Annotated in this window: 14 protein-coding genes; 7 read left to right on the top strand and 7 right to left on the bottom strand. The window is 54.4% G+C overall.

What is annotated here, in order from left to right; translation table 11 throughout:
- Positions 1-62: 62 nt before the first annotated feature.
- From CU041_RS03855 to CU041_RS03835, 5 genes are all read right to left on the bottom strand, one after another.
- Complete coding sequence (locus CU041_RS03855) at positions 63-926, bottom strand: MipA/OmpV family protein (protein ID WP_233432994.1); 864 nt, start codon at positions 924-926, stop codon at positions 63-65.
- A gap of 320 nt (positions 927-1,246) precedes the next feature.
- Positions 1,247-2,704, bottom strand: coding sequence for a trypsin-like peptidase domain-containing protein (locus tag CU041_RS03850; RefSeq protein ID WP_170310118.1), 1,458 nt, complete (start codon positions 2,702-2,704; stop codon positions 1,247-1,249).
- Between the two features lie 139 nt (positions 2,705-2,843).
- The gene (locus tag CU041_RS03845; protein WP_170310117.1) at positions 2,844-5,663 is read right to left on the bottom strand and encodes a TonB-dependent receptor; all 2,820 of its coding nucleotides are present in this window, start codon (positions 5,661-5,663) and stop codon (positions 2,844-2,846) included.
- Between the two features lie 227 nt (positions 5,664-5,890).
- Positions 5,891-7,057, bottom strand: coding sequence for a FecR family protein (locus tag CU041_RS03840; RefSeq protein ID WP_170310116.1), 1,167 nt, complete (start codon positions 7,055-7,057; stop codon positions 5,891-5,893).
- A 9-nt stretch (positions 7,058-7,066) separates the two neighbouring features.
- Positions 7,067-7,591, bottom strand: coding sequence for an RNA polymerase sigma factor (locus CU041_RS03835; RefSeq protein ID WP_101245794.1), 525 nt, complete (start codon positions 7,589-7,591; stop codon positions 7,067-7,069).
- Positions 7,592-8,068: 477 nt separating this feature from the next.
- On the opposite strand from CU041_RS03835, the gene CU041_RS03830 reads away from it, so the two are divergent.
- The 5 genes from CU041_RS03830 to CU041_RS03810 all read left to right on the top strand — a co-directional run bounded on the left by CU041_RS03830 (position 8,069) and on the right by CU041_RS03810 (position 13,628).
- Positions 8,069-9,703, top strand: coding sequence for a peptide ABC transporter substrate-binding protein (locus CU041_RS03830; protein ID WP_101245793.1), 1,635 nt, complete (start codon positions 8,069-8,071; stop codon positions 9,701-9,703).
- Positions 9,704-9,784: 81 nt separating this feature from the next.
- Entirely contained in the window at positions 9,785-10,708 is a 924-nt protein-coding gene (gene oppB, locus CU041_RS03825) for an oligopeptide ABC transporter permease OppB (protein ID WP_068519632.1), read from the top strand.
- Positions 10,708-11,616 (top strand): ABC transporter permease subunit, encoded by a 909-nt coding sequence (locus tag CU041_RS03820; RefSeq protein ID WP_101245792.1) that lies wholly within the window; start codon positions 10,708-10,710, stop codon positions 11,614-11,616. The genes oppB and CU041_RS03820 overlap by 1 nt, the downstream gene beginning before the upstream one ends.
- Before the next feature lie 21 nt (positions 11,617-11,637).
- Positions 11,638-12,612 (top strand): ABC transporter ATP-binding protein, encoded by a 975-nt coding sequence (locus CU041_RS03815; protein WP_101245791.1) that lies wholly within the window; start codon positions 11,638-11,640, stop codon positions 12,610-12,612.
- Positions 12,609-13,628, top strand: a complete 1,020-nt coding sequence (locus CU041_RS03810) for an ABC transporter ATP-binding protein (RefSeq protein WP_101245790.1) — start codon at positions 12,609-12,611, stop codon at positions 13,626-13,628. Before CU041_RS03815 ends, CU041_RS03810 begins: the two co-directional genes overlap by 4 nt.
- 81 nt (positions 13,629-13,709) lie before the next feature.
- Here CU041_RS03810 and CU041_RS03805 read toward each other — a convergent pair whose 3' ends face one another.
- On the bottom strand, positions 13,710-15,464 hold the full coding sequence (locus tag CU041_RS03805; RefSeq protein WP_101245789.1) for a GAF and HD-GYP domain-containing protein: 1,755 nt from the start codon (positions 15,462-15,464) through the stop codon (positions 13,710-13,712).
- Between the two features lie 291 nt (positions 15,465-15,755).
- On the opposite strand from CU041_RS03805, the gene purB reads away from it, so the two are divergent.
- Positions 15,756-17,066 carry an adenylosuccinate lyase gene (gene purB / locus CU041_RS03800; protein WP_101245920.1) on the top strand — a complete coding sequence of 437 codons (1,311 nt, stop codon included), beginning with the start codon at positions 15,756-15,758 and terminating at the stop codon, positions 17,064-17,066.
- Between the two features lie 53 nt (positions 17,067-17,119).
- Here the strand turns inward: purB and CU041_RS03795 are convergent, their stop codons facing one another.
- The gene (locus CU041_RS03795; RefSeq protein WP_101245788.1) at positions 17,120-18,028 is read right to left on the bottom strand and encodes a LysR substrate-binding domain-containing protein; all 909 of its coding nucleotides are present in this window, start codon (positions 18,026-18,028) and stop codon (positions 17,120-17,122) included.
- 69 nt (positions 18,029-18,097) lie between these two features.
- Here CU041_RS03795 and CU041_RS03790 point away from each other — a divergent pair, with 69 nt between their 5' ends.
- Positions 18,098-19,084 carry a DMT family transporter gene (locus CU041_RS03790; RefSeq protein WP_233432993.1) on the top strand — a complete coding sequence of 329 codons (987 nt, stop codon included), beginning with the start codon at positions 18,098-18,100 and terminating at the stop codon, positions 19,082-19,084.
- Positions 19,085-19,130 lie beyond the last annotated feature (46 nt).

Below are 19,130 nucleotides of genomic sequence, written 5' to 3'. Positions count from 1 at the left end.
CCATCACTGGCACCGGAAAGTTTTGGGGTAAAGATGGATCAGATCATTTCGAATTGCCGACCCTAGAAGGTATAAACCAGCACCAGTCCCGCACTGATGACATAGTCATCTTCGATGATTGAGCTGTCGGTATATTCATCGGGCAGGAAGCGCACATCACTTGTCCCGATCACGGCAAAGCTTTCGGTCACCGGATAGATCACGCTGAAATCAAGATGGGGGACAAAGGCCGCATCCGGTGCATAGAAGCCCCGGTCACTGCGCGCTTCACTGCGTTTTACGCCAACATTGTAATCAACCAGTTCTTCGCTTTGCCAAGTGACACCACCGCCGATATTGAAATTGAACTTGTCCCAATTGGTCGGGATGTAATAGCCGACATCAATTTCATGTCCGCCATAAGCATCATTCACATCGGTCAGATAGCTTGCCTTCACTTCACCCCGCCACAGACGCAATGATCCGCCAAGTCCGGCTTCGAATGCCATGTCCCGGTCTTCAAGCCCCTTGAGATACGGAGAATCATCGGGATCGAATGGCTCCATCCGCAGATTGCCGAGCAAAGACACGCTGCCAAATTTGTTTTCCCAAACCTTTGCATTGATTCCATCAATGCCGACATGCAGGCGTTCGGCATCATAGGCCAGCATGGGCAATCCGGTCAGATCCGTGTTGTCTGCACCGCGATAGGGATTGGAACTGACCCGGCCAAGCACGCCGATCTGCCAGTCGCCGCCCAGCCATGGTTTCAGAGCATCTTCGGTCTGGGGATTTACCTGTTCGCGGATAATTTCCTTTTGCCCCGGCGTTGCCGATTGGGCGTAGGCATCGCTGCTCAGGGCCATGATGATTGCCGTTGTGGAGATCGCAAGACCGCCCAGCACCATCATGCATCCCAATCGCCGCGTCCAAAAATACGAGACCATATGTCTAAACATCCCCTTGTGTGGTTGATGTCGCGACTTTGCCCGAATGCGAAAAGCACGGCGTCCGGTTTTATAGCCTTGTACGTGCAAGCCATCCATCAGAGGTACGAATGCGCATTCATACGCCTCAAACACCTGATCACATGGCGTTTTGCCGCAACAGGCACCTGGCGTTCCGCCGGTCTTTTTCTTGAAGACCGAATTGACGGATGATTGGCGATTACGCCCCCGCCCGCGACATCGGGAATGGATCGGTCCGAGTGTTACGACATAAAAAGCGGGACAGCATTTCTGCTGTCCCGCTGTGATAAGGCGCTTTGTCAGTATGCTTCGAGATCGACCATCTCAAGCACGTCCATCATACGCACGCGATCCTCGCCCTTGCGCAGATAGCGGACCAGAACATATTGCTGATCTTCGTCGAGGGCGCGTTGCATGATGGTTTCGAAATCTTCGGGGGTTTTCATGGCGACGTCATTGACCTGTGTAATGAAGTCCCCCTTGGAAAAGCCTGCACGCGAGGCCTGGCTCATGGTTTCCATGCGGTCTACGACAAGCCCCGTCGTTCCCACCGGAAGTTCAAGTTTTTTCCAGGCTTTTTCATTGGCCGGAACAAGGTCCATGCCCATAACTTCCTTGCGCCCGTCATCCTTGTCCTTGCTGCCAAGCCCCATTTTTTCGCGTTCCTGGGCCCGGCGGCGGGATTTGGCTTCGTCCATGTCATCGGGGATCAGGGTAAAGCTGCGATAACCGTCATTGCGCCATACAGTGACCGTGGCTTCGCCCTTGACCATTGCGGCCTGCATACGGAAATTCATGCGCGATTGAACGGTTTCACCATTGACCGCGACGATCACGTCACCGGCACGAATACCGGCCTTATAGGCAGGTTCATCGTCAGGCGCCCGTGACACCAGCATGCCTTCGTCCCGTTCCATTCCAAGCAGCTTTCCCATGCCTTTTTTGACTTCGCTATAGGCGATGCCAAACCAGCTGCGTTTGATTTCACCATCTGCCACCAGCAAGCTGATAATGCCCTGCGCATGCTCGGACTGAATTGAAAATGCCAGCCCCTCATTGCCACCGGACCGGGTATAAAGCGCGGAATTAACGCCGATCACCTTGCCATCCATCGACAAAAGTGGTCCGCCTGAATTGCCCTTGTTAACGGCGGTATCGGTCTGGATATAGGGGTTATATTGCCCCTTGGTGAGTTCGCGCTGCTTGCCCGAAATCACCCCGGTGGTCAGGCTTTGATCAAACCCGTACGGATATCCGACCGCAAAGACCGGGTCCCCGACGGCAGCAGCGTGGGAACTTCCCCATTTCAACGGCTCTATATCATCGGGCATATCAACCCTGAGAACGGCGAGATCGGTCAGGAAGTCCTTTCCAACCAACGTTGCCGGAAGACGGCGATCGTCAGTCAGGATCACGATGAACCGCACCCCGTCGCGCACGACATGTTCGTTGGTGACAATCAGGCCGTCGTGGGAAATGAAGAAGCCGGTCCCGGTTGCCTTGTTGCGGCGTTTCTTTTCCCAGTCATGTTCGGGTTCGTTCGGGTCTTCCTTTTCTTCGTCGTCATTATCGTCCTTGCGACGTTCATCGGGCGGCAGCCAGAAATCTTCGCCATTTTCCTTTTTCTCGCGTTCTTCGGCGACGATTTCGTTATAGCTTTTCTTGACGACATTGATGCGAACAACCCCCATCGTTATGCCCTTATAGATATCGGAAAGGGCAAGGTCGCCGGTCGCGGCAAAGGATACTGAGGGCATACCAATTCCTGGCAGCGCCAACAAACCTGACACCATACCAATGGCGATCAGACGGGATATCGAAACTCTCATTGCGGGTTTTCCCTTGAAACAAAGAAAGGCACGCCAGCAAAGTGCCAGCGCGCCGATTGTGGAAAATTCAATAGGTGTAAGTCAGGCCAAGCCAGAAAGCCCGGCCCTTGCGATAGGGGGTTGATGCAGAAAGCGTGTGACCACCACCACGATTGAGCACATTGTCAATCGAGGCATTTAGCGTCAGGACGCGGTTGTCTTCGCGGATGACGTCATAATCGAGCGACATATCAAGATCGAAACGGGCCTTGTTATAGCCGTCTTCATAAATGTCATAAGTCTCGCCATTGATGGTGATGTCGGACCCGCTATCGGTGATGGTGTCATATCCCGTGGTGTAGCGGCCAACCAGTCCAGTGCGCAGGGTATCGTCGAGATAGCTGGAATACAGGCTGACATTAACGAAGATCGGCTCATCGAGATTGCCCGTCAGAACACCGAGATCCATGGTCGGAATCACGTTGCCATTGTAATAGGCACCCTCGGTCTCGTCGCTGGTGGCGTAGTAGGTATTGTTGGATGTCTGACGTTCGGAATACTGGCCATTGATGCTAAAGGCGTGCTGACCACCCCACGGGTCGGTTCCGATTTTTTTGCTCCATTCCATCGAGTAGGAAGAATAGGAACTCGATCCTTCGTTCGACAGTGTATAGGTCGAAAGACTGCTGTCTGTGGAATCGCGCGAGAACTGTTCACGTCCTTTGCGTTCGACCCATTTCAGGCGGGTGTTTCCGCCCAGGAACGGCAAAGGGAACGTTACCGCCGCCATGCGTTCATCCGTAAACGGGGTTTTAAGGTCAGATCCCTTGAAGTTGTATTTGTTGCCCGATGACAGATACGACCAGTCGTCGGAATAGATGATATCTACGCCGCTGGTCGTTCCGGTGCGGTTTTCCACTGTTGTGCTTGGTGTGGCGTCCCGCAATGCGTAGCTTAGCATGTTCGCCGCGTAATACCGGTTCCAGCCCGCTGTGAAACTGACATCCCAGTCGGTGTAATACGTGGCGTTAAAACGCGGTGCCAGATTGGTATTGCCCAGAAACGTTTCACGTTCCAGCCGCAAGCCCGGACGAACTTCGACTTCACCGAACGGAACGTTGTCAAAATTCATGCCATATTCGGCATAAAGAGCCGCCGTGGAAAAACTTGCCGTTCCGGAAAAGGCATCATAATGGACGCGTCGTCTCGATACCTGGTCACCGTCATCACAGGCGGGATCATCGGCATCGGCACAGACAATCGCGGAATTTACCGAGGTCGAATAATAATAATAGACATCTTCGGGACGACGACGGTTAGCGCGGATCGAATGAAGATCCGCCCCCACCAGAATGTCACCGTTTCCAAGATTACCGGTAAGATCCGTCGTATAGCCAAGATCCTGTTCCGTCTGGGTCAGATCGCCATACCAACCGTCATAACAGTTCGTTGCATCACACAGGTTTTCATAGGCCGATCCGGCAACACCGGACCGGATTTGCCGACGCACATTGCTTTCGGATTCACGGGCATTTTCCGATGTATTGAACGACAGACGGGTATCGAGTTTCAGATTGGAAAGGCCATAACCATCATATTCAATCGGCATTTCCAACCCGACATAGGTGCTAAGCCCGTCGCCGGTAACATCCATCTTGCTGTTATAGTTTTCAGCCGCTTCCCATTCCTGGCTATAAGGGGCATAGACAAGCTGGGTTGTCAGCTTGATGCCGTCATTGCCTTTGAACTGTAGCTTGCCCAGCACATTGTCAGCAGTGCTTTCGGTCGAGACTTCCCGACCATAATAATCATCGCCAGCATATTTTGTGGCTTCTGCGGTTTTGCGTCCGGCCGACACCACAACCCCCCACTGATCGGCAACCGGGCCGCTGGCCGACGTCCCGTACATAAGCTTGGTGAAACGGGGTTCGCGTGCAGTCGCATCAGGCGTTTCATCTGATTTCAGGTGGTATTCGGTCCAGTTTGAACCCGTACGGCTGATATTGGCGGAAAATGTCGGCCTGTCGCTTGGATCCATGACTTCGTAATTGATTACGCCGCCCTGGAACCCGCCATATTTTGCCGACACGTTGCTGTCGATAATTTCTGCCTGTTTGAAGATGGAGGCATCGACATAAACACTTTGCGGATGCAACCCGTACAGGTCATCGGCATTGATCGAGTTTTTATCATCATCGGGCAGGTTGCTTTCGCCATTATAGCTTGTATCCGTACCGCCCAGCGAATTGATACCAACACCGTCAAGCCGGATATTGTTCTGATCAATTGCCCCGCCCGATATGCTTAATGTCTGCGGACGAAGGTCCTGTTCGGCGGTTGCGCTGGCACCGTCTTCGTCGCGCTGCCCCTGAACGACATATTGAACATTCGGATTGGCACGAAACACCATGTTCGGATCGTTATTGCCCTGAACAAATCCCTTGATCAGCTGTTCGCCGTAAACGGTTGATCCGCTGTCTGCTCCGCTGCCAAGTGCGATACCGGGTGATTGACTGCCTTGGACAACGATCGGGGCGGTTGTCGTACCGCCTGTCGACTGCGCGTCAACGCGTTTGAGGATCACGATCTGCCCATCCGTCAGCGAAAAGGTCAGATCGGTTCCATCAAACAATGTCTGAAGGGCTGATTGCAGATCAAAGCGCCCGGAAATGGCATTGCCGTCCTGTGCCAGATTGACATCGGCAACCGCGGAATAGGCCGTACCTGTCAGTTCGGATACCCGTTCAAGGGCCTGCATCAACGGAAGTGACGGAATATCAAACTGGAATATCGGGGCGGGTTGATCCTGTTGGGCGACCGGGACTGCCTGATCCGTTTGCGGTGTCGGGCCGGTTTGTGCATGGGCCGGAATGCCAAAACAACTGACCAGAAGTGTTGCATATGCCAAGCGTAATTTCAGACTTCGGGCGGTATTGTGCCCTGCCCCGGAGCAAATTGTTGCCGGGGTTAAAAGTCCGTTCTTCATGATCATCTGATGGCATCCAAAAACGTTATTGCGTATCACTCGCAAATATGGACGCAGGCCAAATGACAAACCGGACAGAATTTATTTCATTTTAAAGTCGGAAAAACAGACGGGTGTCTAAACAGGGCGCAAATGCACCGAACCGGGGATCACCCCCGGCTGGTCAGCAGGACATACCCGAATGGCAAATCATAGCGGTTCAGTCCGAGCGACTGCACCAAAAGCCCGATGGACTGTTCGTCATCTACAAGATTGAACCGGCCACGGACATCAAGACCGGCAATCGACGGATCAATCAGCAAATTGACCCCGCTTTGACGCCGGATGGCTGCAGCAACATCGCCCAGCGATTTGGGTGAAAAGACCCGCCAGCCTTTTGCGACATTGTCAATTTGTCCTTCGGTCACATCACGGCGCACAAATTTACCCGATGGATCAACGACAAGCCCCTGCCCGGCTGTAAGGGTCACTTCGCTATGCTGGCCGGTTTGACGTTCGCGGACTCTGACGATGCCTTCTGCAACGCCGACTTCATTGCTGTCCTGATCGCTGATGACGATGAAACGGGTTCCGACAACCGTCACATCGCTGATCGCGGTATGAACGACCAAGGGGCGCGCCGTGTCATGTGCGGCCTTGATGGTCACGGCCCCTTCTTCGAGATCGATCCGTCTTTCGGAATTGGTCAGTGACCAGGTCAAAGCCGTGCCGGGTGCAAGGGTAAGCTGGCTGCCATCGGGCAAGGTTTCATCGACAATGTTACGGGTCGCCACCAATTGCTGACCGTTTGGCGCGGGCGCAAAGACTTCCACCCCGACCACAGCCAGCACAACCACACAACACGCAGCGGCAAGCATACCGATCAACCCGCCGGCGCGACGGCGCCCCACCGGGCGCGCAGAGGTTTGTGACATTGGGCGTGATTTGCGATACGGATGGCGCAAGCCCCGATGCGGGCCGGAAGCATCCGCCGACCTGTCACCGTTCGGGGCAGAGATCAAACCGGGCTGATCGGCATCCCCCGCTGTTGATGAGGCGAGTTCCGCCTCCATCCGCGACAAGACAACATTGAAGCCGTCATCGACCATAAAGGCGCTGACTTTGTCTGCGGCCTTCTGATGCGCCGGGCTTTGGGCACACCAGTCCTGATAGGCCGCATATACAGGCGACGCCCGATCATCAATACCTGCCTTGGCGTGCCAGGCGATGGCTTGATCGATCAGTTCATCAGATGGCTGTACCGCCGTGATCTGGTCACGGTCCGGCTGATCACCGATACTCGTGTCCTGATCCTGAAATTGTGGTTTATCGTTCACAACCATCGCCTAGTCGAAGTTTTTCAGGATATCGCGGCACGCGGTCAAAGCCCGGTAAAGGTGCTTTTCGATCGCGGATTGTGACAGGCCTGTCACCGATGCGATTTCATCATGGCTCTTACCATGCAACTTACGCAAGATGAAGACTTCACGTGATCGCGGACTCAGACTTTTTAGCGCCTGTTCAAAGGCACCAAGACGTTGACGATGATAGATGATCTGTTCTGGCGATGGTGTGTCTGACGCCGCCCATTCGATCGGATTGGTTTCTTGCTGGCTGTCCACAACATGCCCCGCCACCTTGCGCCTGCGCATCCGGTCACGCACCAGATTGATCACGATGGTGCGCAAATATGCCGGTCCGTCTTCAACCGATTGCACCGATGCGCCAGCCACGCGAACAAAGGCATCCTGAACGATGTCGTGCGCTTCCTCGACATCCCCGATTTTACGGGCAGCAAGACGCAACAGGCTTTCGCGCTCCTGTTCAAAATCAGCAAGCAGACTGTTTCGGAAACCTGTGGGTGAAAGCATGAATAAGCAATGACTGGGAGGGCTGCATGGGCGAGTAGCCAGCAAATACACCAATCGTGCCTAATTGCAAATAGTTATTAATAACAAATGCGAGATTACTGCATCACGCAGTGACACGAATCATCCCGCCAAAGGGCCGATTCGACCATCCCCGATCATGCCCAAACCCTTGAATGTGAAGTATTTCACACCACACCCCACAACCCTGGGCACAAAAACCAGCCGGAAACACACCAATAAACAGGTTTCCGGCCAATCGAACCAATCTGGAAATTGGACCGCACAAAATTGGGCATAATTTGCTCATCACGCAAAAAATCACCTGCATTTTTATAAAAATGCGCAAATTTCGACCAATTGCGTCAATAAAGTGAAATCTGACTTGCAGTTGACGCATGGCAGCCTCAGTATTTTTGCGTACGTACTTTCAGGGAGTACGTACGCAACAAATCATAATTGTTGAGGGAGACATCACACATGTCAGAAAACACGAAGACTGCAAAAGGTCTCGTGAACGGATTACTGAAATCCTCACGTGCCTTTGTCCTTGGGACAGCCTTGATTGCGGGCTCCATGACCATGCTGTCGAGTACCCATGCCCAGGCTGAAAAAATCCTGCGCATCGGCAATGACGGCGAGCCCCAGTCGATGGATCCGCATTTTATCTCCACCATTCAGACCAGCCGTATCTCCGATGATATGTCGCTTGGCCTTCTGACCTATGGCCCGGATGGACAGCCGGTCGCCGGTGCAGCAGAAAGCTGGACGGTTTCAGAAGACGGCATGACCTATACGTTCAAAATCCGCGACCATAACTGGTCGGATGGAACGCCGGTCACCGCACAGGATTTCATTGCCGGCTGGGAACGCCTTCTTGATCCGGAACTGGGTGCGGAATACGCATCCCTCCTTTACATCATCGAAGGTGCCGAGGCGGTCAATACCGGCAAAGAGGGTGCCAAACTTGGCGTAAAGGCGATTGACGATCACACCCTTGAAGTCAAACTGACGGCACCTGCCCCCTATTTCCTGGCACAGCTTACCCACCAGACCGCATTTGCCATTCCCCGTCATGTCGTTGAAAAATACGGCAAAGACTGGGTGAAGCCCGAACATATCGTGGTCAATGGCGCGTATAAACTGGTCGAGTGGCTTCCGAACGTTCACACCAAACTGGTCAAGAACGAAGAATTCTATGATGCTGCCAATGTTCCGATCGACGAGGTGATCTATTACACCTATGAAGATCGCACCGCGATGCAGAACCGTTTCCGTGCCGATGAACTTGACGTTGCGCGCGACATCGCATCCGAACAGATTTCATGGCTGCGTGACAATCTGGCAGACAGCCTGCGCATCGCGCCTTATGCCGGTATCTATTATTATGCGATCCGCACTGATAAGGACAAATTCAAGGATGTCCGCGTGCGCAAGGCGCTTTCACTGGCGATCAACCGCGAAGCCATTACCGATGCGGTCCTGAAGACCGGTGAATTGCCGGCCTATTCCTTTGTTCCGCCGGGAACCGGCAACTACACGGAACCGGCCTATGTTTCGTGGAAAGGCCTGCCCTATGCCGAAAAACTTGCCGAAGCCAAAAAGCTGATGGCAGAAGCCGGTTACGGTCCGGACAACCCGCTTAAATTCACCCTGCGTTACAATACATCGGAAAACCACAAGCGTATCGCGATTGCCGCACAGAACATGTGGAAACAGATCGGTGTCGAAGCCGAACTGTTCAATTCCGAAGGCAAAATCCATTATGCCGATTTGAAAGTTGGTGACTTTGAAGTCGCCCGCGCTGGCTGGATTGCCGATTACAACGATGCACAGAACTTCCTGTTCCTGGCAGAAGAACGCACCGGGCCGCTGAACTATTCCGCATTCGACAACCCGCGTTACAACGAATTGATGCTGGCGGCCGAAAAGGAAGGCGACCTTAAAAAGCGTTCCGATCTGATGCATCAGGCCGAAGCCATCATGATGGAAGCACAGCCTTACATCCCCATTTACTACTATGTCTCGAAACAGCTTGTCTCGCCAAAGATCAAGGGCTGGATCGATAACGCCCCGGATCGCCACCTGACCCGCTGGCTCGACATTGCCGAGTAAATCCTGACTTCGTGTCGCAGGCTGCGTGGTGTTCCTCCCGCCCGCAGCCTGTGGCCACCCCGACGGGGATGAGAGAGAATTATGTTATCTTACGCCATTCGGCGCCTGTTGATCGCGATCCCGACATTGTTCATCGTGATCACGGTGGCCTTTTTCATGATGCGTATTGCACCGGGCGGCCCGTTCGATCAGGAACGCGCATTGCCACCCGAAATCGAAAAGAACATCAAGGCGGCCTATGATCTTGATAAGCCGCTGATCGAACAATACGCGATCTATATCGGAAAGCTGTTTCAGGGCGACTTTGGCCCATCGATCAAAATCCGCGACTTCAGCGTTGCCGAACTGATCATGGCCGGTGCGCCGGCCTCCATGCAGCTTGGACTGAGTGCAATTGCCATTGCCCTTGTCTTCGGGGTCGGATTTGGCACCTATGCCGCCCTTCGGCAAAACAGTGCGGTTGATTTTGCGGTGATGGGCGTTGCCATGATCGGCATTGCCATTCCGAACTTTGTGATGGCACCGCTTTTGTCACTGGTGTTCGGGCTGTATCTTTCGATCCTGCCGACGGCGGGATGGGGAGATGGTGAAATCCAGTACAAGATTTTACCGATCATTGCCCTTGCCCTGCCCCAGATTGCCTATATCGCGCGTCTGACCCGCGGCTCCATGGTCGAGGTTCTGCATTCCAACTATATCCGCACCGCGCGCGCCAAGGGTTTGCGTGAAACGCTTGTCGTCAATCGTCATGCGATCAAAGGCGCACTTTTGCCGGTTGTGTCCTATCTGGGTCCGGCAACCGCGGCTGTGATGACCGGATCGGTGGTGATCGAGAGCATCTTTGGCGTGCCCGGTATCGGCACCTATTTCATCAAGGCGGCACTCAACCGTGACTACCCGCTGGTGATGGGCGTGGTCATTGTCTATGCGGTGATGATCATCATGCTGAATTTCCTGGTCGATATGGTTTACGGCCTTCTTGATCCAAAATTGAAGTCACGCTGATGATGAATAAATCTGAAAAGACTGCAATGCTCGAAGCAGCAGGCGCGCCCGCGGAAATCGAAGGCCGCAGCCTGTGGCGGGATGCGCGTATCCGCCTGTTTCGCAACAAGGCGGCTGTGGGGTCGATGATCATTCTGGGGATCATTACCCTGCTGGCGATTTTTGCCCCGCTTCTTAGTCCTTATGCCTATGACCAGATCGACTGGGGCTATATCCAGGAAGGTCCGAACTGGGAAAACGGCCATATCTTTGGCACCGACGGCAACGGGCGCGATCTGTTTATCCGTGTTCTGTATGGTGCGCGGGTTTCACTGGCGGTCGGCCTGCTTGCGACATCGGTGTCGCTGGCGATCGGGGTGACCTATGGCGCGGTTGCCGGGTATTTCGGCGGCAAGGTCGACAACATCATGATGCGCTTTGTCGATGTGCTTTATTCCCTGCCCTTCATGTTCTTTGTCATCATGTTGATGGTGGTGTTTGGCCGAAACATTTTCCTGATCTTTGTCGCCCTTGGTGCGGTTGAATGGCTGACCATGGCGCGTATTGTCCGCGGTCAGACCTTATCCCTGCGCCGTCGCGAATTTATCGAGGCCGCCCACGCCACGGGTGTTTCGAACTTCAAGATCATTTTCCGGCACATCATCCCCAACGTTCTGGGGCCGGTGATTGTCTATATGACCCTGACCATCCCGCAGGTCATCCTGACCGAAAGCTTCCTGTCCTTCCTTGGACTGGGCGTGCAGGAACCGCTGACCAGCTGGGGAGTTCTGATTTCCGAAGGGGCCAAAGTGATTGAAGCATCGACCTGGATGCTGATCTATCCGGCCCTGTTCCTGGCACTCACCCTTTTCTGTTTCAACTTCATCGGTGACGGTTTGCGCGATGCGCTTGATCCGAAAGACAGATAAGGGACGGCAAGGACACATATCATGACAACAAATCATATTCTGACAGTCGAAAACCTGACCGCCCGTTTCCAGACCCCGGACGGGGAAGTCGCAGCCGTCAATAACGTCAACTTCCATCTTGATCCGGGCGAAACACTTGGCGTGGTCGGGGAATCCGGGTCGGGAAAAACCCAGATTTTCATGTCGATCATGGGGCTTCTGGCCAAGAATGGCACATCGAGCGGGTCGGTCCGCTATAAGGACAGTGAAATCCTGAACCTGCCTGCGCGCGAACTTAACAAGATCCGCGGTGTTTCGATGTCGATGATCTTTCAGGATCCGATGACGTCGCTGAACCCGTATCTGAAAATCTCCAAACAGATGACCGAAGTGCTGGTCGAACATCGCGGCATGTCCGAGGCCGAGGCCCTTAAACGTGCAATCGCGATGCTTGATCGTGTTGGCATTCCGGGTGCGGCCCAGCGGGTGCACATGTATCCGCATGAATTTTCCGGCGGCATGCGCCAGCGCGTGATGATTGCCATGGCGCTTTTGTGCGATCCGGAAGTTCTGATTGCCGATGAACCGACCACCGCCCTTGATGTGACGGTACAGGCTCAGATTCTGGATCTGTTGCGCGACCTGCAAAAGGACTTCAACACCGCCACGGTCATGATCACCCATGATCTTGGTGTGGTGGCCGGCCTGTGTGACCGGGTGATGGTGATGTATGGCGGGCGCGTGGTCGAAACCGGATCTGTCCGCGACATCTATTACGACAGTCATCATCCCTATACCGAAGGGCTTCTGAAATCGATGCCGCGCATCGATCACGCCAATGAGGAAAGCCTGTTTGCCATTCCGGGTCAGCCGCCCAACCTGCAAAACCTGCCGACAGGGTGCGCCTATCAGGAACGCTGTGGCTATGTCATGGATCGGTGCTGTGCCGAACGCCCGGTTCTTACGGTGTTTGATCAGGGCCGTGCCAGCGCCTGCTTCCGGGAGGATGGACAATGACCGCAATCACCGCGCACAAACCGAAAAAAGCAACCAGTCCGATCCTGTCCGTTCGCGATCTCAAGGTGCATTTTTCCGTACCGGGCAAGGGACTTTTTGCACCAGACCGCAAGCTTCGCGCCGTGGACGGGGTGAATTTCGACCTTTATCCCGGCGAGACACTTGGCGTTGTCGGGGAGTCCGGCTGTGGCAAATCGACCCTTGGCCGGGCGATCCTGCAACTGATCCCGCCATCAAGCGGACAGGTCGCCTGGCTTGGCAAAGATATTGTCGGCGCCCCGCACCGTGAAATGCAGCCGCTGCGCCGTGATCTTCAGATCATTTTCCAGGATCCGCTGGCCAGCCTTAATCCCCGCATGACGATTGGCGAAATCATTGCCGAGCCGCTGGTGACCCACAAACCCGAACTGGGCAAGGATGAAATCAAGGTCCGGGTCAAACGCATGATGGCGCGTGTGGGATTGCTCCCGCAGATGATCAACCGTTATCCGCATGAATTTTCGGGTGGTCAGTGCCAGCGTATCGGGATTGCGCGTGCGATGATCCTTGAACCGAAACTGATTGTTTGTGACGAACCGGTTTCGGCACTCGATGTGTCCATTCAGGCCCAGATCGTCAATCTGTTGCAGGAATTGCAGCGTGAGTTTGATCTGTCGCTGATTTTCATCAGCCATGACCTATCGATCGTGCGCCATATCTGCCACCGCATCATGGTGCTGTATCTGGGCAATGTCATGGAACTGGCAGATCGTGACAGCATCTATGCCGCACCAAGGCACCCCTATACCAAGGCGCTGATTTCAGCCGTGCCGATCCCCGATCCCGAGATCGAACGCAACAAGGAACGCATCGTTCTGACCGGGGATCTGCCAAGTCCGCTGTCACCGCCATCGGGCTGTGTTTTCAGAACCCGGTGTCCGTTTGCACAGGACAAATGCGCAACCGCATCACCAACACTTGACCGGGTTTCCGAAACCCAGGAAGTCGCCTGTCATTTCCATGACAGCATCTCATAAGAAGCCCCCAATAATTGCACCCTGAACTTGCCGGACCGTCCCTGTGGCGGTCCGTTTTTTTATCGGTGCAAGGACGGGCTGCTATTTGGAAAGGATGAATTGTTCGATATCGACTTCGTCGCACTGCTCGGACCGCAGATATTTACGGCCGTAATCCAGATATGTCCCGCTGACCAGAAACAGTTCAAACAGGTCATTGTCGATCTGCCCCTTGTCGCGCATATCGGCAAGGATTGCGATACATTCAGACAGAAGCTTTGGCCGTTTATAGGGACGGTCGACCGCGGTCAGTGCCTCGAAGATATCGGCGATCACCATCACTTTTTCGAGGATCCCCATATCATCACCGGTAAGGCCGCGCGGATATCCCGAGCCGTCCATTTTTTCGTGATGATTGCCCGCAATCGCCGGGATACGTTGCAATTCGCGCGGATAGGGCAACTGGGCAAGCATATCCTGCGTGATCACCACATGATCATTGATCACCTGGCGTTCTTCGGATGTCAGCGTCCCGTGCGGGACCGAAAGATTGTAAAGTTCTCCGCGGTTGAAGCCCTGATAGATGTGATCTTCGCGATCCATCAAAAGATTTTCCGGGCCCGGTTCGCGCAAGGTTGCAAGTTCGGTATCGCTTAGCCGCTCATTTTCTGCCCATGACAGACCCAATGTCCGGTCGAAATGGCGGGTCCATTTTTGTTCCGCGATATCATGCAAGGCATAGATGGCATCGGTGTCGATTTCCGCATCACCGATATTGGCATCGGCCACCAGCGCAAACTGTGCTTCCAGTTCGCTGACGCGCGCGTTGAAATCGGCTTCGCACACACCGGCATCCTCACCGGCAAGCTGGCGTTTGAGCATGTCGATTTCGGCATCACGTCTAAGGACTTCGAACCGGGTACGGATTTCATGAATGCGGTTATGGATGGTTTCAAGCTTGGTGGCCTTTTCGATCACGTGATCGGGCGTAACGATCTTGCCGCAATCATGAAGCCAGGCGGCAAGATCAAGCTCATACCATTCCATATCGGTCAGATAGAAATTGGAAAACGGCCCGCGTTTGTCATCAACAGCTGCCTGTGCCAGCATGCGCGCAATCACCGGCACGCGCGAACAATGATCGGCCGTATGCGGGGATTTGGCATCGATGGCATGGCCCAGTACATGGACAAAGCTTTCCATCAGGTCACGCTGGGCGACCAGAAGACGGCTGTTTTCAATGGCCACCGCCGCCTGACTGGCAAGAGCATTGATGATCGGTTCGATCACCGGATCAAAGGCAATGACATTTCCCTTGTCATCGCGCGCATTGATCAGCTGCAAAACGCCAATGACCGTGCCACGGGTGTTTTTCAACGGCACCGTCAGGAAGGATTTTGACCGATAACCGGTTTTGGCATCAAAGGCACGCGTTCCCGAAAAATCGAAACCCTTGGCGCAATAGGCATCTTCGATATTGATCGCCTTGCCGCTTAGCGCGACATAGGTTGCGATATTGCGGTAATTCGGGCGGCCTTCGTCATCATAAAGCGGCAATGGCGGGAACGGCTTTTCAGCCTCGCGGCCGCTGACGAAAAAGGTATCGAGCGTGTCATTGACCAGAATGCGGAAATGCAGTTCGCTTTCTTCGCGGTTTACAAGATACAGCGACCCGCCATCGGCATTGGTAAATTCGCGCGCCGCCATCAGGATTTTCTGATTAAGCTCTTCGCGCCCCTGTTCGGCGGAAAGTGCGATCCCCAGATCCACGAGCCTCGCAAGATGGTTCTCGTCGGTCATCTGGCTGCCGGTCGGTTCTTTCTGGTGACTCTTGGCCCCGTCGGCTTCACGCGCCATTAATTTCCCGCCTACTCAACAATCGGATTGTCAGGCTGAATGCACTGACAGCGTTTCGATCAACACTGCATATATTATCTAAGTTGCTATATTTCTAACAGAAGACAAGTTTTTGGGCGGTAAAAATGCGTTCACATCCCTGCCATACCGTCTGCAGGGTTGCCAATTGCCCCGGAATGGACTATCCGACCCGGTGAAAGCGTGCCGGCCTTATGATCGTGCAACTGATCACGCATTCCGATCATTCACATCATGCCCCGGCGCCCAACCATTATGCCCGGAGGCGACCGCATGATCCCCCGTTATTCCCGTCCGCAGATGACAGCCATCTGGGAACCGGCGAACAAATTCCGTATCTGGTTCGAAATCGAAGCTCACGCTGCTGACAAACTGGCTGAACTGGGTGTTATCCCGGCTGAATCCGCCAAGCTTGTCTGGGAAAAAGGCGACAAGCCCTATACCCAGGACCGCATTGATCGCATCGATACCGTCGAAGCCGAAGTCAAACATGACGTGATCGCGTTCCTGACCGAACTGGCCGAACAGGTCGGTGAAGAAGCCCGTTTTGTCCATCAGGGCATGACCAGCTCGGACGTTCTGGATACCTGCTTTAACGTGCAGCTTGCCCAGGCAACCGACATTCTTCTTGAAGATATGGACAAGCTTCTGGCCGCCCTTAAAAAGCGCGCCTATGAAACCAAGGATGTCCCCTGCATGGGCCGTTCGCACGGCATCCACGCAGAGCCGGTGACCTTTGGCCTTAAGCTTGCGACTTTCTATGCGGAATTCAAACGTAACCGTGATCGTCTGGTCGCGGCACGTGACGAAATCGCCACCTGTGCAATTTCCGGTGCGGTCGGCACATTTGCCAATATCGATCCGAGCGTCGAAGAACATGTCGCAGCCAAGCTTGGCCTGAAGCCGGAACCGGTTTCGACCCAGGTGATCCCGCGTGACCGTCATGCCGCCTATTTCGCAGCCCTTGGTGTTATCGCGTCCTCGATCGAACATCTGGCAACTGAAATTCGCCATCTTCAGCGTACCGAAGTGCGCGAAGCCGAAGAATTCTTCTCCAAGGGGCAGAAAGGCTCCTCGGCGATGCCGCACAAGCGTAACCCGGTTCTGACCGAAAACCTGACCGGTCTTGCCCGTCTGGTCCGTTCGATGGCAATCCCGGCGATGGAAAACGTTGCCCTGTGGCACGAGCGCGATATTTCGCACAGCTCGGTCGAACGTAACATCGGCCCGGATGCGACCGTAACGCTTGATTTCGCACTGATGCGTTTGACCAACGTTGTTGAAAATCTGGTGATCTATCCGGAACGCATGGACGAGATCCTTAATCAGATGGGAGGTCTGGTCTTCTCGCAGCGCGTGCTGCTGACCCTGACCCAGCATGGTGTTTCGCGCGAAGATTCTTACCGCATTGTTCAGCGCAACGCGATGAAGGTCTGGAACCGCGAAGGCGATCTTCTGTCGCTTCTGAAAACCGACGAAGACGTCACCGCACGTATTCCGTTGGACAAGCTCGAAGCGCTGTTTGACCTTGGTTACCACACCAAGCATGTCGACACGATCTTTGCCCGCGTGTTTGCCGACTAACGGCAACCCGGTTCAGATATCAGAGCCCCGGTCCCTGGCCGGGGCTTTTTTCGTTAGAGCCGCTGGCTTGAGACAAGGTCGCGGGCTTCTTCAAGCAGCCAGTCGCGAAACAGCCTGACCTGACTGCGCAATTCCCGCTTTTTGGGATGCACCAGGTAATAGCCCAACGGCACGGTCAGAACATGTTCGGGAAAAAGGTGAACAAGCTTGCCTTCGCTGACGTCTTCTTCGGCCAGAAGCGGGTTGCTGATCACCACCCCCTGATTATGAATGGCCGCCTCGATTACCATGGCGGTCTGATCAATATCGATATGCTTCAGTGCCCGGGTCTGATCGGGATCAATTCCGGCAAAGGTCGCAAGCCAGTCTGCCCACCAGTGATGTTTGGTATCATTGATCAGGGTCGCGCGTACAAGATCCCCCGGCGTTTCAAGGCCGAGTTCATCACGATATGATGGCGCGCAATAAACAGCAGCCTGCCCGCGATACAGCAACACTGCCTCAAGACTGTCGTCATTGCCATCAAAGTAGCGAACCGCAATATCAAGGCCATCCTGATCGAAGTTCGGCTTTTCTTCGGTCGATCCGACATGAAGGGCCGTGGTCGGATGCATGATCAGGAACCGGGCCATTCGCGATGAAAACCACTTGGCGGCAAAGCTCGGCGGCATGGCGAAATGAACGGAATGATCCTGCCGTCGGCGCAATTGCGCACTGGCATCGGAAATCTGCTGCAAGGCCGGACCGATACGAGCGGCATAGGCCAGCCCGTCTGCGGTCGGGTAGACCTGTCGCACCGAACGGGTGAACAGTTCAACGCCAAGCCATTCTTCGAGTTTGCGGATCTGCTGTCCGACCGCACCGGGCGTGACATTAAGTTCATCGGCAGCCAGTGAAAAGCTTTGCAGACGTAATGCAGCCTCGAAAGCCGGAAGCGTCTTCAGGGGCGGATATGGCGACATAATGCAGTTTTTCTATATTATGATCCAGATAGCATGATTTGTAAGATACACGGTAAATCAGTAAATGTCGTGGAAACTTCGCAATTCGAGTTTTCCGACATGAAGAAGAATGCCTATATCGTTTTCGGATTTCTCGCCCTTGTCTGGGGGCTGACCTATCTGTTTAACAAAACCGCCAGCCACTATGTCAGCCCGATGCATATTGTGATGGTTCGGGTAACCATGGGCTTTGTGCCGTTATTTCTGATTGCGTTGTTGCGCCGAAAACTTGCCTGGCGGCACCTGCGACATACCCATCATTTCGTTGTGATGTCGCTTCTGGCAGCGTCGGTTTATTATTACGCCTTTGCCAAGGGCATCGCGATCCTGCCATCAAGCATTGCCGGGATCCTGGCAGGTGCCATTCCGTTCTTCACCTTTATCGCCGCCCTGCTGTTCCTGAAGGGAGAGCCGATCAATCTGCGTTCTGTCGGGGGATTGTTGCTTGGCTTTGCGGGGATTGCCGCCATTGCCCGCCCGTGGGAAGGCAGTGCCGGGGCAATTGATCCGGCCGGGGTCGGCTATATCGCATTCGGGTCTGCCTGTGTCGGGCTGTCCTTTGTTTATGCGCGCAAATTCATAAGCCCGCTTGGCATCTCCCCGATTGCGCTTTGCACCTATCAGCTTGGCCTGTCGTCGGCCACCCTGCTTGTAGTGGGTGATCTTGACGGGATTGATGCGATCTTTGTCAGTCCGCTGGCAACGGCCGGGCTGTTTATCGGGCTTGGCCTGTTTGGCACCGGCATTGCCTATATGTGCTATTACTATGTTGTCGAAAAACTCGGCGCGATCAAAGCAGCCAGTTCGACCTATATCCCGCCTGTCATCGGCCTTGCGACCGGGACCCTGATTCTTGGTGAAACGGTTACCGCGACCGATCTGGTTGCCACCTCTGTAATTCTGGTCGGGGTCATCATCATGCAATCGGGCAGAACGCCCGCCCCCATCGCGTCCACCACCCCTGCGATATCCCCATCACCAGATGTCCGGGCCCACAACCGGCCCGAACCAGCCTGAGAGCTCCCTGTTCTCAGAAACTGCGCCCCCGTGTCCCCGGGGGCGC

The organism is Thalassospira povalilytica (assembly GCF_002844235.1).
Classification (GTDB): Bacteria; Pseudomonadota; Alphaproteobacteria; order Rhodospirillales; family Thalassospiraceae; genus Thalassospira; species Thalassospira povalilytica.
The sequence above is the reverse complement of the archived record's forward strand: the minus strand, read 5'-3'. Positions and strand labels throughout refer to the sequence as shown.

What these genes read in the sequence shown, in the direction of transcription:
- CU041_RS03830 (WP_101245793.1), top strand. Translation starts at nt 8,069, where the DNA reads ATGTCAGAAAACACGAAGACTGCAAAAGGTCTCGTGAACGGATTACTG.
- CU041_RS03815 (WP_101245791.1), top strand. Translation starts at nt 11,638, where the DNA reads ATGACAACAAATCATATTCTGACAGTCGAAAACCTGACCGCCCGTTTC.
- CU041_RS03855 (WP_233432994.1), bottom strand. Translation starts at nt 926, where the DNA reads ATGGTCTCGTATTTTTGGACGCGGCGATTGGGATGCATGATGGTGCTG.
- CU041_RS03835 (WP_101245794.1), bottom strand. Translation starts at nt 7,591, where the DNA reads ATGCTTTCACCCACAGGTTTCCGAAACAGTCTGCTTGCTGATTTTGAA.
- purB (WP_101245920.1), top strand. Translation starts at nt 15,756, where the DNA reads ATGATCCCCCGTTATTCCCGTCCGCAGATGACAGCCATCTGGGAACCG.
- CU041_RS03795 (WP_101245788.1), bottom strand. Translation starts at nt 18,028, where the DNA reads ATGTCGCCATATCCGCCCCTGAAGACGCTTCCGGCTTTCGAGGCTGCA.
- CU041_RS03805 (WP_101245789.1), bottom strand. Translation starts at nt 15,464, where the DNA reads ATGGCGCGTGAAGCCGACGGGGCCAAGAGTCACCAGAAAGAACCGACC.
- CU041_RS03820 (WP_101245792.1), top strand. Translation starts at nt 10,708, where the DNA reads ATGATGAATAAATCTGAAAAGACTGCAATGCTCGAAGCAGCAGGCGCG.
- CU041_RS03850 (WP_170310118.1), bottom strand. Translation starts at nt 2,704, where the DNA reads ATGCCCTCAGTATCCTTTGCCGCGACCGGCGACCTTGCCCTTTCCGAT.
- oppB (WP_068519632.1), top strand. Translation starts at nt 9,785, where the DNA reads ATGTTATCTTACGCCATTCGGCGCCTGTTGATCGCGATCCCGACATTG.
- CU041_RS03810 (WP_101245790.1), top strand. Translation starts at nt 12,609, where the DNA reads ATGACCGCAATCACCGCGCACAAACCGAAAAAAGCAACCAGTCCGATC.